The organism is Agreia sp. Leaf283 (assembly GCF_001422485.1).
Lineage (GTDB): Bacteria > Actinomycetota > Actinomycetes > Actinomycetales > Microbacteriaceae > Agreia.
This window is the reverse complement of record NZ_LMNF01000001.1, coordinates 1,534,014-1,550,101: the sequence shown is the minus strand read 5'-3', so window position 1 is coordinate 1,550,101 and position 16,088 is coordinate 1,534,014. Positions and strand designations below refer to the sequence as shown.

The following is a 16,088-nucleotide window of genomic DNA, read 5'->3' as shown; positions in this document are numbered from 1 at the left end:
ACCCGCCTGACTTGGAATTTCCAATTCAGATGCGCAAGACGTATCGTGGGGCCATGCCGCACGCATCCGTCACCCAGCCCCGCTGCTCGATCGCCCGCACCATGCAGGTGCTCGGCGAGAAGTGGACGGTGCTGATCGTGCGCAGCGCGTTCCAGGGCGACAGCCGGTTCTCCGAGTTCCGCGACAGGCTCGGCGTTCCCACCGACGTGCTGTCGGCGCGGCTGACGACCCTGGTGGATGCGGGCATCTTCGAGCGCCGCAGCTACAAGGAGGCCGGCTCGCGTGAGCGGTCGAGCTACCACCTTACGGAGGCCGGATCCGAACTCAAGAAGGTGCTTGCCGCCCTCAGCGAGTGGGGAACCGCCCATCGGGCCAGCGAGTTCGGGCCCAGCGTGCTCTACGTCGATGGCAACTCAGATGAGGTGTCCGTCGAATTCGTGTCGGCCTCGGGCTCGACCTTGGAATGCGCCGACGTCACGATGGTTCCCGGGCCGGGCGCTACGACCACCTGGTAGTCGACCGCCGGCCGACGCGCAGTCGAGGCCCGAGGCCCGGGGCCCGGGGCTAGGGGCTATTTCAGTTCCTGCCTCGGGAACACGACCTTCTGAATGATGATGATCGTCGACGCCGCCACCGGGATGGCGACGAGCGCCCCGAGGATGCCGCCAAGTGTGCCGCCGGCGACCGCCGCGATCACGACCACCGCGCCCGGAACGGAGACCGCCCGGTTCATGATGCGCGGGCTGAGGAAGTAGGCCTCCACCTGCATGTAGACGAGGTACCAGATGAGCGCGACCAGGGCGGTCAAGGGCGACGCGAAGAGGCAGGTCAGCACGATGATGAGTGAGCCCGTGAGGGTTCCGACGAGGGGAATCAGGGAGAACAGGAAGGCGATGAAGGCGAGCAGCACGAACTGCGGCGCCCCGATGAACCAGAGGAAGATAACGCTGAGAACACCGTTCACGGCGGCGAGCGTGAACTGCCCCACGACGTAACGACCGACTGCAGACGTGATGTCCTCCGACACGTCGATGAAGCCGGCGCGCTTGCTGGCCGGCACGAAGCGGTAGGTGACGCGCTTGATCGAACGCAGCGACGCGAGGAAGTAGAGCGTGAGGATCAGCACGATCGTCGCGCCCGTCACTCCGCTGGCGACGCCGACGCCCACGGCCAGGATGCCGCCGCCGAGGCTCACGAAGTTGTTCGGATCGCTCACGAAGTCGGTCACGCTCTTGGCGATAGAGTCGAAGTCGACGACCCCGGAGAGCTGCTGCTCGACCGATTTCACGAAGTCGCTGTTCACCAGTCGCGTGGCGATGTCGGGAAAGTTGGTGATGAGATTGGAGATCTGGTCGACGATCACGGGGATGATCGTGAAGAGCAGGCCTGCGAACCCGAGGATGACCGCCGCGAAGACCACCAGGATCGCCGCCCAGCGCGGAAGCTTCTTCTCGAGCCACGACACGAGGGGGTCGAGGCCCAGCGCGAGGAAGAGGGCCACGCCCACGTAGATCAGCACTGTCGTCAGCTGGCCGATGACCCCGCCGATGAGGATCGACACCAGCACGCCGAGACCACCGACGAGCCCGATGCGGAACGCGTTGATACGGACGGGCGGGAGGGCGGTGCTGCCGGGGACGACGATGTCCGACTGCGGCTCTTGAATCGCAGCCCTGTGTCGTCTCTTGTTCTTCAGCATGCGAGCCCCCGTCTTATCGTGTCGATCACGCTCACCCCACCTTAGGAGGGTCTGTTGCGCCCCAATGCACGCTTGACTTTCTCGATGGTCGACGCGGCTGGCGCCTCGTTATAGACCCCGGCCTTCTCCTGGCCCGACATGCGCTGGATGTCCTCCATCAGCACGTCTGTCAGCCTGCGTCGCGCGCGGGCCGACGTGGCCTGTCCATACTCCGACGCGTCGATCGGCCGCCCGAATTCGACGGACACACGATGCAGCCGAGGAATGGTCGAGCCGACGGGCTGCAGCTTCTCGGTGCCGATCAGAGCGACCGGAACGATCAGGCTGCTCGAGCTCATCGCCAGCCAGGCCGCACCCGTTCGCCCCTTGTAGATGCGTCCGTCTCGCGAGCGGGTGCCCTCGGGGTAGATGGCGAACGCCTCGTCGCGTTCCAGAATGGCGAGTCCCGCATCCAAAGCGTCCTGGGCCGCCTGGCCCGCGCCCCTGTCGACCGGAACGGCGCCGATGGCGGAGAAGAAGGATCGAGAGAGCCACCCCTTCGCACCCTCGCCCGTGAAGTACTCGGACTTGGCGAGGAAGGAGACGTTGCGCGGTGCGACGAGGGTGAGCACGACGCTGTCGATGAAGCTCAGGTGGTTGCTCGCGAGCAGCACCCTCCCCGTCTTCGGCACGTTGTCGCGTCCGATCACCTTGGGCCTGTAGACAGCGCGGGCGACCGGCGCAAGCAGAGCGCGGCTGAGAAAGGTGAGCATGCGCCCAGTCTCACAGAGTGCTTATAGCCCTGAGGGCATGCACTGCGGAACAGGGTGTATCTATGCTCGATTCAGGATACGGCCGCGCCCGCCACGACCTCGAGGAGCGCCTCGCCATACTTCTGCAGCTTGGCCTCGCCGATGCCGGTGATGCCTCCGGCCTGCGAGAGCGAGGTGGGCCTCTCGGTGGCGATCGCCCTCAGGGTCGCGTCGCCGAAGACGATGTAGGCGGGCACGCTCTGCTCCCGCGCCTCGCCCGCCCGCCACGCTCGCAGCTTCTCGAACAGCTCCTGGTCTGCCGGCGCGAGTTCGGCCGTCGCCGCCTTCGACTTCGACGAGCCGGACGAGCGAACACTGCGGGCAGCGCGTTCGGCCTCGCGCCTCATCGACACCGGATGCCTGCCGGCCAGCACCTCGCCGCTCGCTTCGGTGATCACCAGGGTGCCGTAGCCGTCGTCGTTCACCGCGAGCAGGCCCTGGGCCAGCAACTGGCGCACGACGCCCCTCCACTGCTGGTCGCTGAGGTCTTGTCCGATGCCCCAGGTGGAGAGGCTCTGGTGATTCAGCTGGGTGACCCGGTCGGTGACCTTGCCGCGCAGGATGTCGATGAGCTGGCCCGCGCCGAACCGCTGGTTGCGCTCGCGCTGCAGGCGCACGACGGTGGAGAGCAGCTTCTGGGCCGCCACGGTGCCGTCCCACGACTCGGGCGGCTCGAGGCAGGTGTCGCAGTTGCCACACGGCGTCGACTGCTGACCGAAGTAGCCGAGCAGGTTGACCCGACGGCAGTGCACGGTCTCGCACAGGGCGAGCATGGCGTCGAGGTGGGCCGACAGCCGACGGCGATGGGCGAGGTCGCCCGGCGACTCGTCGATCATGCGGCGTTGTTGAACAACGTCTTGGAGCCCATACGCGAGCCAGGCCGTCGACGGCAGTCCGTCGCGCCCGGCGCGGCCGGTCTCCTGGTAGTAGCCCTCCACCGACTTGGGCAGGTCGACGTGGGCGACAAAGCGCACGTCGGGCTTGTCGATGCCCATGCCGAACGCGATCGTGGCGACGATGATGATGCCGTCTTCGCGCAGGAAGCGCGACTGGGTCGACGCCCGCAGCCGCGAATCGAGGCCCGCGTGATAGGGCAGCGCCTTCAGTCCGTTGTCGGCCAGGAACTGCGCGGTCTTCTCGACCGTGTTGCGCGACAGCGCGTAGACGATGCCCGAGTCGGTGGGGTGCTCGCCCTTGATGAGCGAGAGGAGCTGCTTGCGTACCTCGCCCTTGTTCTCGATGCGATAGCGGATGTTCGGCCGGTCGAAGCTGGCGACGAAGTGCTTCGCCTGCTGCATGCCCAGGCGTTCGGTGATCTCGGCATGGGTCGCCTCGGTCGCCGTCGCGGTGAGGGCGATGCGCGGAACCTGCGGCCAGCGCTCGGCGAGCTCGGAGAGAGCGAGATAGTCGGGGCGGAAGTCGTGGCCCCATTGGGAGACGCAGTGAGCCTCGTCGATGGCGAACAGTGCGATCTCGCCCTGCGCGAGGAACCTCTTGGTCGCCTCGCTGGAGAGCCGCTCCGGCGCCACAAAGAGAAGGTCGAGCTGCCCGCCGAGGTAGGCGTTCTCGACGCGCGCCCGCTCCGCGGCATCCTGCGTGGAGTTGAGGAATGCGGCGCGCACCCCCACCGCGGTGAGCGCGTCGACCTGGTCTTGCATCAGGGCGATGAGGGGCGAGATCACGATGCCCGTGCCCCGGCGAACGAGCGACGGGATCTGGTAGCAGAGCGACTTGCCGCCGCCGGTGGGCATGAGCACGACGGTGTCGCCGCCGTCGATGACGTTCTGGATGATCGCGGCCTGGTCGCCGCGGAAGGTCTCGTACCCGAACACTCGCTGCAGGGCCTCGACGGCGGTCTCCGGCGAGGCCGTCTCGACAGGCGTCGTCTCGACAGGCTCGACGAACGGGGTATCCGTTCCCTGAGCCTGTCGAAGGGGAGCCTGCCGAGCGGGAGCCTGCTGAACGGGCCCCTCGTCGTAGTACGGATCGTAAGGCGGCTCGTCGTCGAGGGGTGGCGGTTCGGCCTCCGGGTCCCAAGGGATGTCTGCGTTCCACGTCACGCCCTGAAGTGTACCGGCGCCCGCCGACCCCGAGCCCGCGAGCGCCGGTGTCTGTGCAGATCCGACACCGCTAGGCTCGACGTCCATGCTCGTCACCCTGTTCGGCCTCGCGGGCGCGTTCGTCTACGGCGCGGCGGACTTCCTTGGCGGCCTCGCCTCGCGGCGTCTCTCACCCTTCGCCGTCACGGGGATCGCAGCCGGCTCGGGGCTGGTCGTGCTCATCGCCGTGTACCCGTTCGTGGGCGGAGCCTGGTCGGCGGAGGCGGTGCTGTGGGGCAGCATCTCCGGCGTCTCGGGCGCGATCGGCATCTCGTTGCTGTACGCCTGTCTCGCGATCGGGCCCATGAGCATCCTGTCGCCGCTGACCGCAGTGATCTCGGCCATCGTTCCCCTCTCGATCGGGCTCGCGCGGGGCGCAGCATTCCAGCCCATCGGTTACGCCGCACTGGCGCTCGCCCTGGTCGCCGTCGTCCTCGTCGGATTCGTGCCCGAGAAGGATGCCGCGCGTCCGAGCCTTCGGGGAATCCTGATGGCCATCGGCTCGGGTGCCACGATCGGCGTCTTCCTGGTCGCCATCGATGCCGCGCCCAGCGACTCGGGGCTCGTCCCCCTGTTCTTCAACCGCGCCGTCAACGGCGCGATCATGGCGGCGGTCGTGCTGGCGGCGTTTCTCGTCGCACGCCGGCGATCGGATGCGACGGCCCGGCCCGACGCCGCATCCGCCCGACCCGGCATGGCCGACAACAGGGCCGGCCGCGGAGCCGGCCTCGGCGCCGCCCTTGCCCTCGCCCTCGCGTGCGGCGTCGCCGACGCGGCGGCGAACGGCCTGATCCTCGCGGGACTCCGCCTCGGCGAACTCTCGGTGACCTCGGTGCTCACGGCCCTCTATCCGGCCGGAACCATCATTCTGGCGTCGATCGTTCTGAAGGAACGCATAGCCCCGCTCCAGGCGGTCGGCCTGGTTCTCGCGCTCGCCGCCGCCGCCATGCTGTCACTCGCCTGAGCGGTCGCCGCCCGGCAGCGTGGTTTGGTTACCCTGCCCTAAGCTGGGCAGCGGAGGATCGATGAGAAACGTGAGCACCCGGCTGCTTCTGACCTGCGCCGCGATCGGCGTCGCCGGCGGACTCGTCTTCGCGCTCAACGCCTGGATCGGCGGCACGGTCGCGGCCCTCGCACCGCTCCTCTACGGATTCACGATCGGCGTCTATTTCGTTCCCGGCGTGGTCGCCCAGTACGTGATCAGGCGCGGAGGAGTGGCCGTGCTGACCGCCGGCATCGCGGGTCTCGTCACCGCTCCCCTGCAGCCCCTCGGGTTCTGGGCGACACTCATCGCCATCGCCATCGGGGCCTTCCAGGAGCTGCCGTTCCTCATCACGAGGTATCGCCGCTGGAGCACCTGGCTGTTCCTCGTGGGCGGAGTCGTCGCCGGCGTCGTCTGCGCCCTCGGCATGTACAGAACTCTTGCGAAAGACGCCCTCGACGCCGGTTCGGGCGCCGTGCTGATGTCGGGCTACTTCGTCGCGCCCGTCGTCTTCACGGCTCTCGCGGTGCTGCTCGGCGCCGCGCTCGTGCGCACCGGCGTCGCCCGCGGCCTGCGCTCCGAGCGCGCTCGCAGCACCCCAGCGGCGTGACGGTCGCGGACCCGCAGGACGCGGCGTCGGAGGAGTCGCGCGCGACGCCCGCGGTGCGTGTGCAGTCCGTGTCGATCCGGCACGACGGTCGAGACATCACGACCCCGACCGACGTGACGTTCGACGTCGATCCGGGCGAGGTCGTGCTGCTGCTCGGCCCCTCGGGCTGCGGCAAGTCGACGCTGGCGCTCGCCCTGAACGGGCTCGTGCCCCACGCGGTTCCCGCCGAGCTCACGGGCACGGTGACCGTGAGCGGGATGCGCACGGCTCACGAGACGGTGGCTCGGCTCAGCGAGCGCGTGGCGATGGTGTTCCAGGATCCGGACTCGCAGATGGTCACGGGCACCCTTCTCGACGAGGTGGCGTTCGGCCCGGAGAATCTGCTCCTCGATCGGGCGGAGGTTCTGTCGCGGGCCGAGGAGAGCCTGCGCCAGGTGGGCCTGTGGGAGCGTCGGGGCGACAACCCCGACACGCTCTCGGGCGGCGGTCGACAGCGGCTCGCCATAGCCTGCGCCCTCGCGATGAAGGCGGCCGTGCTCGTGCTCGACGAGCCGACGGCCAACCTCGACCCGGCCGGAATCGACGAGGTCTACGCGGTGCTGCGGAGCCTCGTCGACAGCGGCGACCACGCCATCGTGCTCGTCGAGCACAACCTCGACGCGGCCATCGAGCTCGTCGACCGCGTGATCGTGCTCGACAGGAACGGGCGACTCGCGATCCAGGGCCCCGCGAGAGAGGTGCTCGTCGATCGGGTCGACGAGCTCATGCGGCTCGGCGTCTGGCTGCCTGTCGCCCTGCTCGCGGCGCTGCGACTGCGCGAAGCCGGCATCCGACTCGACCCCCTCCCCCTCACTCCGCGCGAGCTGACGGCCGCGCTCGACGCGCAGGATGCCCTCCCCGCGCCGGTCATTGCAGGCGCGGTCCCCGAGGCGGGCGCGACGGGCGCCGTGCACGAGGCGGGCGCCGCCCGAGCACCCGCAGCCGCGGAGCCGGCCGTGCGCGTGACCGCACTCGACCTCGATCGCGGGCGCACCCGCATCCTGAACGGCATCGACGTGACGATCGAACGCGGCTCGTTCGTGGCGATCGTCGGAACGAACGGCGCGGGCAAGACGACCCTCCTGCAGGCCATCGCGGGAGTCATCCGGGCACCGGCGGGTCGCATCGACGTTCTCGGACTGGACCCGGCCAAGGCCGACGCGCGCACGCTGGCCCGCACGGTCGGTTTCGTCTTCCAGAACCCCGAGCACCAGTTCATCAAGTCCACGGTCGCAGAGGAGCTCGCCCACGGACCGCGGCTCCAGGGCATCGCGGCCGACGACGTCGAGGAGCGCGTGTCGGGCATGCTCGACCGCTTCGATCTGCAGGAGCTGCGCGCCGAGCATCCGTTCCTGCTCTCCGGCGGGCAGAAGCGTCGCCTCTCCGTGGGCACTGCCCTCATCGACGGCGCCCCGCTGCTCGCCCTCGACGAGCCCACCTTCGGGCAGGACAGGGCGCGGGCCTCGGAACTGCTGACCCTGCTCGACGGACTCAACGCTCAGGGCACCACCGTGCTCGTCGTGACGCACGACCTGCAGCTCGTGGCCGAGCACAGCAGCCACATCCTCGTTCTCGACTCGGGCAGGGTCGCGGCATTCGGGCCCACCGCCTCTGTCCTGGCATCCGATGCGCTCGACGGAGCGGGGCTGCGCAGGCCGCCGCTGGCCAGGGCTTTCCGCGAGCTCGAGCGGCATCCGTCGTGGCGATCCGTGACGCGGCTCCGCGACCTGCCCTCGGGGCCGACCTCGTGACCCCGTCTCGCGCTGCCGTGTCGAAGCCACCGATCGACCCCTACGCCGCGCCCGCCGACTTCGGCCCATGGCGCTTTCTGCACCGGCTCAATCCGCTCTCCAAGATCGCGGCACCCGTGCCCGCCATGGCGCTGCTGCTCTTCACGCGCGACGTCATGACGCCCCTCGTCTTCTGCCTGGTCGCCCTCGCGCTTCTCGTGATCGGCGCGCACCTGCATGCCCGCACGCTGCTGCTCCTGCTCCTCGCGGTTCCCGCAGCGGTGGGCGTCATGTCTGTGAGCTTCGGCATCTGGGCCGATCCGGCGGCATCGGCCGATCCAACCGTGATCGTCGAGGCCGGGCCGCTTCACCTCACGGTGGGCGGCTGGCTCATCGGGCTGGCCACCGCACTGAGGCTCGCCGCCATCGTTCTGCTCGCACTCATCGGCGGCCTCACCTCGACCGGCCCCGACCTCGTGCGATCTCTCGTGCAGCAGCTGCGTGTGCCCTACAGGCTCGGCTACACGGCCCTGGCCGCGTTCCGCTTCGTGCCCCGCTTCGGTCACGAGCTCGAGGTGATCAGGCAGGCGCATCGAGTGCGCGGCATCTCGGATGGGCGGGGTCCGATCGCGTGGCTTGTGCGCACGGCCGGTTACGTCGTGCCCCTGCTGGCGGGGGCGATCAGGCACGCCGAGCGGGTCGCTCTGGCCATGGACTCGCGCGCGTTCGGTGCCCATCCGACGCGCACCGAGCGCTATTCGATCGCCTTCCGCGCGAGGGACTGGTTCTTCATCGTGGCGTTCTGGGCCGCGACCGCCGTTGTGGTCATCGTCTTCGCGTCATGATCGGGCGGTGAGGGAGTCTCTTCAAGTGAGGGGCCCATCCGACTCCCCTTCACAGAATGTGTGGAAAGGACAGGCGATGATGCCATCCGTCTTCACCCGCAGCAACCATCCAGCCGCGACCGGCCGCATCTTGGGGCTCTTCCCCCGACGATCGCGGGCACCGATCGTGCACCGCAGCACGTGGACCGACGACGACGCGTACCGCCATGCGGTCGCGGCCTTCCACTCGGCTCACGGCAGGTCCCCGAAGATCGACTCGCGGTTTCCGAGCGAGCGCCGGCTCGCCCTCTGGATGCTGTCGGCGAGCGCGTCGACGCCCACGACCAGGCCTCGACGCTTCGGCACACGTTTGTAAATCATTCCAACTAGGAATAGCGTTCTACACGAGTGTCACCGGTGCCTCCTACGATGGGCGCACAGCACGTTCACTCCTGTCGCCCTCGTGAGGAACCACCGTGGAACTCATCCGCCTCATCATCCATCACCTGAAGCCCTACACGGGATGGGTTATCGCCGTCGTCGTCTTCCAGTTCGTCTCGACACTCGCGGCCCTCTACCTTCCGAGCCTCAACGCGCAGATCATCGACAAGGGCGTGTCGACGGGCGACACCGACTTCATCTGGTCGACCGGCATGACCATGCTGCTCGCCTGCATCGTGCAGGTGGCCACCGCGATCGCGGGCATTTACTTCGGCGCCCGCACGGCCATGGCCGTCGGTCGCGACCTGCGGCGCGAGATCTATCGCAAGGTCGACACCCTGGGCGCCATCGACGTCGCCAAGTTCGGAACGGCCACTCTGATCACCCGCGGCACGAACGACGTGCAGCAGGTGCAGATGCTCGTTCTGATGATGCTCAACTTCATGGTCTCGACGCCGATCATGTGCATCGGCGGAATCATCTTCGCCCTCCGCGAAGACGCGGGGCTGTCCTGGCTCGTGTGGGTCTCGGTGCCGCTGCTGTTCGTGATCGTCGGCTTCCTCGTCTTCCTGCTGCTGCCCCTGTTCCGTCTGATGCAAGACCGCATCGACGGAATCAACAGCGTTCTGCGCGAGCAGATCATGGGCATCCGGGTCGTGCGCGCCTTCGTGCGCGAGCCGTTCGAGTCCGAGCGCTACCAGCGCGCCAACGAGGCCATCACGGTCGTGTCGGTCAAGGTCGGCAACCTCTTCGTGCTCATGTTCCCCGCCATCATGATGATCCTGCACCTGGCCACAGCCGCCGTGCTGTGGTTCGGCGGCCAGAGAGTCGACGCCGGCGACATACAGGTGGGCTCCCTCACGGCGTTCCTGCAGTATCTGCTGCAGATCCTCACCGCCGTCATGATGGGCGTCTTCATGGTCATGATGATCCCCCGTGCCGTCGTCTGCGCCGAGCGCATCAGCCAGGTACTCTCCACGCAGCCGAGCATGGCCGCGCCCGTGCAGCCGGCGCCGCGCATCCCGAGCGCCGGCCGTGTCGAGTTCACCGACGTCACGTTCGGCTATCCGGGAGCGGAGCGCCCGGTTCTCGATCACGTCTCCTTCGTCGCCGAACCGGGCAAGACCACGGCGATCGTCGGATCGACCGGGGCGGGCAAGACCACGCTGCTCAATCTCATCCCCCGGCTCTACGACCCGCAGGGCGGCAGCGTCACGATCGACGGAGTGCCTGTCTCCGATCTCGACCGGCGCCAGATAGCCCACCTCGTCGGTCTCGTGCCGCAGAAGCCCTATCTGTTCTCGGGAACCATCGCATCCAATCTGCGGTTCGGTCGCCCCGATGCCAGCGACGAGCAGCTGTGGCAGGCCCTCGAGGTCGCACAGGGAGACGACTTCGTGCGGGCGAAGGAGAAGGGGCTCGACGAGCGCATCTCGCAGGGCGGCACCAACGTGTCGGGCGGGCAACGACAACGGCTCTGCATCGCCCGAGCACTGGTGGCAGACCCGCAGGTCTACCTGTTCGACGACTCCTTCTCCGCACTCGATGTCGCCACAGACGCCCGTCTGCGCGAGGCCCTATTCGCGGCCACCCGGGGCGCGACCGTCATCATCGTCGCCCAGCGCATCTCCACGATCCGGGCCGCCGACCAGATCCTCGTCGTCAACGACGGGGTCATCGTGGCGCGCGGCACCCACGACGAACTGCTCGACGAGAGCGAGACGTACCGAGAGATCGTCGGATCCCAGATGAGCATCGAAGGGGTGGCCTGATCATGGCGCGCAACACGAAGAAGAGCTCGTCGTCTACCGACGAGACGCCCACGGTCATCGACGAGCTCGAGGTCGAGTACCTTCCCACTGAAGCCGACGGTGACATGTTCGGGGGCGCGCCGGCCAAGAAGGCGCAGCAGTTCTGGCCCTCGGCCAAACGCCTGGTCGGGCTGCTCGGCCCCGAACGGGCCAAGATGAGCATCGTCGTCGGGCTGGTCGTCATCTCCGTCGTACTCACCGTCATCGCGCCCAAGATCCTCGGGCAGGCCGTCGACACCATCTTCAACGGGGTGATCGGCTCCCAGCTGCCAGCCGGCGTTCCCCTCGCTCAGATCGTCGCCGAGACACGAGCCTCGGGCAACAATGACTTCGCCGATCTCCTCGAGAAATCCAACATCGTTCCCGGTCAGGGCATCGACTTCATGGTGCTGGGCCGCCTCATCATCATCGTTCTGCTCATGTACATCGTCGCCTCGGTGCTCAACTGGGCGCAGGGCTACATCTTGAACGGCCTCGTCATGCGCGTGGTCTTCCGCCTCCGTCAAGACATCGAGGTCAAGATCAACAAGCTGCCGCTCAGCTACTTCGACTCGCGCCAGCGCGGCGACACGATGTCGCGCGTCACGAACGACGTCGACAACATCCAGGCCGCCTTGCAGCAGGCCTTCTCGCAACTGGTCCAATCCGCCCTCACAGTGATCGGAATCGTCATCGTCATGTTCATCGTGTCGTGGCAACTGGCCCTCATCGCACTGATCGCACTTCCCCTGTCCGCGGTCATCGCGGGTGTCATCGGCTCCCGTTCGCAGAAGCTCTTCGCGGCCCAGTGGAAGAACACGGGCTCGTTGAACGGTCACATCGAGGAGTCCTTCTCGGGGCTCGAGCTCGTTCGGGTGTTCGGTCGCGACAAAGAGATGGTCGCCGAGTTCGACGAACGCAACGAGAAGCTCTACTCCGCATCCTTCGGCGCGCAGTTCGTATCGGGCATGATCATGCCCGCCATGACGTTCGTGTCGTACCTGTCGTATGTCCTCATCGCCGTCGTCGGCGGCCTGCGCGTCGCATCCGGGCAGATGACCCTGGGCGACGCGACCGCGTTCATCCAGTACTCGCGCGAATTCTCGCAGCCCCTCGGCCAGATCGCAGGCATGGCGAACATGCTGCAGTCCGGCGTCGCATCGGCCGAGCGCACGTTCGAGCTTCTCGACGCCGACGAGCAGAGCCCCGACGAGGTCACGGCCGAGCTGCCGGCACGCACCGACGGACACGTTCGCTTCGACGATGTGTCGTTCAGCTACGACCCCGAGAAGCCGCTCATCGAGTCGCTCTCCCTCGAGGCCAAGCCCGGCAACACGGTGGCCATCGTCGGCCCCACCGGCGCGGGCAAGACGACGCTCGTGAACCTGGTCATGCGCTTCTACGAACTCACCGGCGGGCGCATCCTGCTCGACGGCGTCGACATCACGCAGCTCTCGCGGGGCACCCTGCGCTCGCGCGTGGGCATGGTTCTTCAAGACGCCTGGCTCTTCGAAGGCACTATCAGGGAGAACATCCGCTACGGACGGCTCGACGCCACAGACGACGAGGTGGTCGAGGCGGCACAGGCCACCATGGTCGATCGCTTCGTGCGCCAGCTGCCCCTGGGCTACGACACCGTGCTCGACGCCGACGGAGGCAGCGTCTCGGCCGGCGAGCGCCAGCTCATCACCATTGCGCGCGCCTTCATCGCGAACCCGTCCCTGCTCATCCTCGACGAGGCGACGTCGTCGGTCGACACCCGCACCGAACTGCTGGTGCAGCACGCCATGGCCGCCCTCCGCACAGACCGCACCTCCTTCGTCATCGCGCACCGCCTCTCCACGATCCGCGACGCCGACACCATCCTCGTGATGGAGAACGGCCGCATCGTCGAACAGGGAAGCCACGACGAGCTGCTCGAAGCCCGGGGCGCGTACTACTCGCTCTACATGACGCAGTTCCGCGGCGAGCAGGTCGATACCGACGAGGCCGCCATCGAAGAGAAGGGGTAACCCCATGGATTGGACACTCGAGGTCATCGTGCTCCCGGTGGCAGACATCGAGCGATCGATCGGCTTCTACCGCGACCAGCTCGGCTTCGCACTCGACCACGACACGACAACGCCGCAGATGCGGGTCGTGCAGCTCACGCCTCGCGGCTCGGGCTGCTCGATCGTGTTCGGCATGTCGCAGATGGAGCCCGGGTCGATGAAGGGCCTGCAGCTGGTCGTCTCCGATGCAGCCGCCGCTCGCTCCGAGCTTCTCGAACGCGGCGTCGAGGTCAGCGACCTCTCGGTCTTCGACGGCGAGCGCGACGGAGGCACGTTCTTCTTCTTCGACGATCCCGACGGCAACAGCTGGTCGGTGCAGCAGATGAAGATTCGGGCAGAGAAGCCGCTCATCCCCCTCGACGCCCGCTGACGGCCTGCGCGGCGACGCATCCGCGCCCGTTCGGCGCATCCGCAGCCGGACGACCGGCAGCCGATACGCCGGAGAGAAGCGGATTCTCCGGCAACGCAGAAGCGCCCCCGTCCCGGAAGGGAGGGGGGCGCTTCGCGTTGCCGCTGTGGCAGATGGTGCGGGGTGTGACTACACGCTGCGCAGGTCGTCGATCAGGCGGTCGCCCGGGCGGGCGTGCTCCGTGTCGGCCGTGATCTCAGCGCGGCCGAGAAGCTCGTCCATGCGACGCTGGCGCGAACGGTTGATCAGCGTCACGACCGTGCCCTTCTTGCCCGCGCGGCCGGTGCGGCCGGAGCGGTGCAGGTAGGTCTTGTACTCGTCGGGGGCATCGGCCTGGATGACCAGGTTGATGTCGTCGACGTGGATACCACGAGCAGCGACGTCGGTCGCGACCAGCACGTTGACGCGGCCGCTCGTGAGCAGCTGCAGGTTGCGGGTACGGCGCGACTGGTTGAGGTCTCCGTGCAGGCTGGTGGCCGGGATGCCGGCGTCGTCGAGCTGGTCGGCCAGCTCTTCGGCGAAGGCACGGGTGCGGGCGAAGACGAGGGTCTTGCCGGGGCCCGAGGCGAGCTGCTGGATGATCTCGCGCTTGTCGCGCTGCTCGATGAGCAGCACGCGGTGGTCGATCGTGGAGGAGGCCTGGTCTTCACCGGCGACCTCGTGCACCGACGGGTTCACGAGGAACTCGTTGACCAGCTGGGCCACGCCCTTGTCGAGCGTCGCCGAGAACAGCAGGCGCTGTCCGCCGTCTGCGACGAGACGCAGGATGCGCTGCACAGGCTCGAGGAACCCGAGGTCGCACATGTGGTCGGCCTCGTCGAGAACCGTGATGGTGACCTTGGAGAGGTCGAGGCGACCCTGCTCCACGAGGTCTTCGAGGCGACCGGGGGTCGCGATCACGATGTCGGTGCCGCGCTGCAGAGCGGAGACCTGCTTGAACTGCGGAACTCCGCCGAACACGGTGGTCGTGTTGAGGCCGACGGCGCGGGCGATGGGCTGCACCGTGCGGTCGATCTGCATGGCGAGCTCACGCGTCGGGGCGAGGATCAGGGCGCGGGGAAGGCGACCGGGCTTGCGGCCCTTCGCTCCACCGTTCTCCATCAGTCGCTCGACGACGGGTGCACCGAAGGCGATGGTCTTGCCGGAGCCGGTCTTGCCGCGGCCGAGCACGTCTCTTCCGGCGAGAACGTCGGGGATGGTCGCAGCCTGGATCGGGAACGGGCTGAGCGCTCCCATCGACTGCAGCTGGCGCTCGATGTTGTCGCCCAGACCGAGGTCCTTGAACGAGACACCCTCGACCTCGACCGCGGTCGTGGCCTGGGCCTCGAGGCGCTCGAGCACGACGTCGTCTACAGGAGCGTGTCCGACCGTCGGGCGGTCGTCGCGCTTCGGGTAGAAGTCCGAGCCGCGGTCGTTGCTGCGCTGCGGGCGGTCACCGTAGGAGGGACGCTCGGTGCGAGCCGGGCGGTCACCGTACGAGGGGCGCTCGGTGCGGTCGCCATAGGACGGACGCTCGGTGCGAGCCGGGCGGTCACCATACGAGGGACGCTCCGTGCGAGCCGGGCGGTCACCGTACGAGGGACGCTCCGTGCGGTCGCCGTAGGACGGACGCTCCGTGCGAGCGGGGCGGTCGCCGTACGAGGGGCGATCGTTGCTGCGCTGAGGCCGGTCGCCGTACGAGGGACGCTCGGTGCGTGCCGGCCGGTCGCCGTAGGACGGACGGTCGTTGGAGCGCTGCGGACGGTCACCATAGGAGGGACGCTCGGAACGCTGCGGGCGATCCCCGTAGGAGGGACGCTCGGTGCGGTCACCGTACGAGGGACGGTCGTTGCTGCGCTGCGGACGGTCACCATAGGAGGGACGCTCGGAACGCTGCGGACGGTCGCCGTAGGACGGACGGTCGTTGCTGCGCTGCGGACGGTCACCGTAGGAAGGGCGGTCGTTGGAGCGCTGCGGACGGTCACCGTAGGAGGGACGCTCGCTGCGCTGAGGACGGTCGCCGTACGACGGACGGTCGTTGCTGCGCTGCGGACGGTCACCGTACGACGGGCGGTCGTTGCTGCGCTGCGGACGGTCACCATACGACGGACGCTCGGAACGCTGCGGACGGTCACCGTATGCGGGACGTTCCGTGCGCTGCGGGCGGTCACCGTACGACGGGCGCTCGTTGCTGTAGGAAGGACGCTCGGATGCGCGGGCTGCGCGCTCGTCGGCGTTCCAGCGGGCCTTCTTGGGCGCACCGGATGCGGGGGCGGCTTGGTAGCCGCGGTGGCCGGGCGACTTGCTGCTCGACTTGGAGCCGTTAGGCACGTAGTTCTTGGCAGGCTTGAAGCCGCCGGACTTGTTGGATTTAGGCATGGTACTTTCCGGGTTTTATTAGATTGCATGGCGAAAGAACAACCCGAATTGGCTGTTATCTCGCTAGAACCCGGAATCTCTGCAGCCCGGGGCCGTGTCATACGTTGACAATTTCTTTATGAGCAACGGGGGTATTCGCATACGTCACGAATGACCGCTGGCCAGTGCGTCCATACACTGACAAAGAAAAACCGGCCCACCAGACTTACAAACCCTTCCGCGACGAAATCGCGGTGTCTAGAGCCGACCTGTAAACGTTACACGT

The 16,088-nt window shown here is 67.7% G+C and carries 13 protein-coding genes; 9 read left to right on the top strand and 4 right to left on the bottom strand.

The window, feature by feature from the left end:
- Positions 1–53: 53 nt before the first annotated feature.
- Positions 54–515 (top strand): helix-turn-helix domain-containing protein, encoded by a 462-nt coding sequence (locus tag ASF51_RS06970; protein ID WP_082479691.1) that lies wholly within the window; start codon positions 54–56, stop codon positions 513–515.
- Positions 516–571: 56 nt separating this feature from the next.
- On the opposite strand, the gene ASF51_RS06965 is transcribed toward ASF51_RS06970, so the two are convergent.
- The 3 genes from ASF51_RS06965 to recQ all read right to left on the bottom strand — a co-directional run bounded on the left by ASF51_RS06965 (position 572) and on the right by recQ (position 4,550).
- Positions 572–1,699 carry an AI-2E family transporter gene (locus ASF51_RS06965; RefSeq protein WP_082479609.1) on the bottom strand — a complete coding sequence of 376 codons (1,128 nt, stop codon included), beginning with the start codon at positions 1,697–1,699 and terminating at the stop codon, positions 572–574.
- A gap of 41 nt (positions 1,700–1,740) precedes the next feature.
- The gene (locus ASF51_RS06960; RefSeq protein ID WP_055926808.1) at positions 1,741–2,451 is read right to left on the bottom strand and encodes a 1-acyl-sn-glycerol-3-phosphate acyltransferase; all 711 of its coding nucleotides are present in this window, start codon (positions 2,449–2,451) and stop codon (positions 1,741–1,743) included.
- Positions 2,452–2,522: 71 nt separating this feature from the next.
- The gene (gene recQ / locus ASF51_RS06955; RefSeq protein ID WP_235497157.1) at positions 2,523–4,550 is read right to left on the bottom strand and encodes a DNA helicase RecQ; all 2,028 of its coding nucleotides are present in this window, start codon (positions 4,548–4,550) and stop codon (positions 2,523–2,525) included.
- An 85-nt stretch (positions 4,551–4,635) separates the two neighbouring features.
- Here recQ and ASF51_RS06950 point away from each other — a divergent pair, with 85 nt between their 5' ends.
- From ASF51_RS06950 to ASF51_RS06915, 8 genes are all read left to right on the top strand, one after another.
- The gene (locus tag ASF51_RS06950) at positions 4,636–5,553 is read left to right on the top strand and encodes an EamA family transporter (protein ID WP_055926807.1); all 918 of its coding nucleotides are present in this window, start codon (positions 4,636–4,638) and stop codon (positions 5,551–5,553) included.
- A gap of 61 nt (positions 5,554–5,614) precedes the next feature.
- Positions 5,615–6,181 carry an ECF transporter S component gene (locus ASF51_RS06945; RefSeq protein ID WP_082479607.1) on the top strand — a complete coding sequence of 189 codons (567 nt, stop codon included), beginning with the start codon at positions 5,615–5,617 and terminating at the stop codon, positions 6,179–6,181.
- Positions 6,178–7,971, top strand: coding sequence for an ABC transporter ATP-binding protein (locus ASF51_RS06940; protein WP_055926802.1), 1,794 nt, complete (start codon positions 6,178–6,180; stop codon positions 7,969–7,971). Before ASF51_RS06945 ends, ASF51_RS06940 begins: the two co-directional genes overlap by 4 nt.
- A 17-nt stretch (positions 7,972–7,988) precedes the next feature.
- Positions 7,989–8,795, top strand: a complete 807-nt coding sequence (locus ASF51_RS06935; protein WP_369797303.1) for an energy-coupling factor transporter transmembrane component T — start codon at positions 7,989–7,991, stop codon at positions 8,793–8,795.
- Between the two features lie 76 nt (positions 8,796–8,871).
- Positions 8,872–9,150, top strand: coding sequence for a hypothetical protein (locus ASF51_RS06930; protein ID WP_055926801.1), 279 nt, complete (start codon positions 8,872–8,874; stop codon positions 9,148–9,150).
- Between the two features lie 100 nt (positions 9,151–9,250).
- Positions 9,251–10,987 (top strand): ABC transporter ATP-binding protein, encoded by a 1,737-nt coding sequence (locus tag ASF51_RS06925; protein WP_055926799.1) that lies wholly within the window; start codon positions 9,251–9,253, stop codon positions 10,985–10,987.
- Positions 10,988–10,989: 2 nt separating this feature from the next.
- Positions 10,990–13,017, top strand: a complete 2,028-nt coding sequence (locus ASF51_RS06920; RefSeq protein ID WP_055926797.1) for an ABC transporter ATP-binding protein — start codon at positions 10,990–10,992, stop codon at positions 13,015–13,017.
- 4 nt (positions 13,018–13,021) lie between these two features.
- A complete protein-coding gene (locus tag ASF51_RS06915) occupies positions 13,022–13,426 on the top strand; it encodes a VOC family protein (protein WP_055926796.1) in 405 nt (134 codons plus the stop codon).
- Between the two features lie 168 nt (positions 13,427–13,594).
- Here the strand turns inward: ASF51_RS06915 and ASF51_RS06910 are convergent, their stop codons facing one another.
- On the bottom strand, positions 13,595–15,823 hold the full coding sequence (locus tag ASF51_RS06910) for a DEAD/DEAH box helicase (protein ID WP_055926794.1): 2,229 nt from the start codon (positions 15,821–15,823) through the stop codon (positions 13,595–13,597).
- Positions 15,824–16,088 lie beyond the last annotated feature (265 nt).

What these genes read in the sequence shown, in the direction of transcription:
- ASF51_RS06930 (WP_055926801.1), top strand. Translation starts at nt 8,872, where the DNA reads ATGATGCCATCCGTCTTCACCCGCAGCAACCATCCAGCCGCGACCGGC.
- ASF51_RS06965 (WP_082479609.1), bottom strand. Translation starts at nt 1,699, where the DNA reads ATGCTGAAGAACAAGAGACGACACAGGGCTGCGATTCAAGAGCCGCAG.
- ASF51_RS06970 (WP_082479691.1), top strand. Translation starts at nt 54, where the DNA reads ATGCCGCACGCATCCGTCACCCAGCCCCGCTGCTCGATCGCCCGCACC.
- ASF51_RS06920 (WP_055926797.1), top strand. Translation starts at nt 10,990, where the DNA reads ATGGCGCGCAACACGAAGAAGAGCTCGTCGTCTACCGACGAGACGCCC.
- ASF51_RS06960 (WP_055926808.1), bottom strand. Translation starts at nt 2,451, where the DNA reads ATGCTCACCTTTCTCAGCCGCGCTCTGCTTGCGCCGGTCGCCCGCGCT.
- ASF51_RS06950 (WP_055926807.1), top strand. Translation starts at nt 4,636, where the DNA reads ATGCTCGTCACCCTGTTCGGCCTCGCGGGCGCGTTCGTCTACGGCGCG.
- ASF51_RS06945 (WP_082479607.1), top strand. Translation starts at nt 5,615, where the DNA reads ATGAGAAACGTGAGCACCCGGCTGCTTCTGACCTGCGCCGCGATCGGC.
- ASF51_RS06910 (WP_055926794.1), bottom strand. Translation starts at nt 15,823, where the DNA reads ATGCCTAAATCCAACAAGTCCGGCGGCTTCAAGCCTGCCAAGAACTAC.
- ASF51_RS06915 (WP_055926796.1), top strand. Translation starts at nt 13,022, where the DNA reads ATGGATTGGACACTCGAGGTCATCGTGCTCCCGGTGGCAGACATCGAG.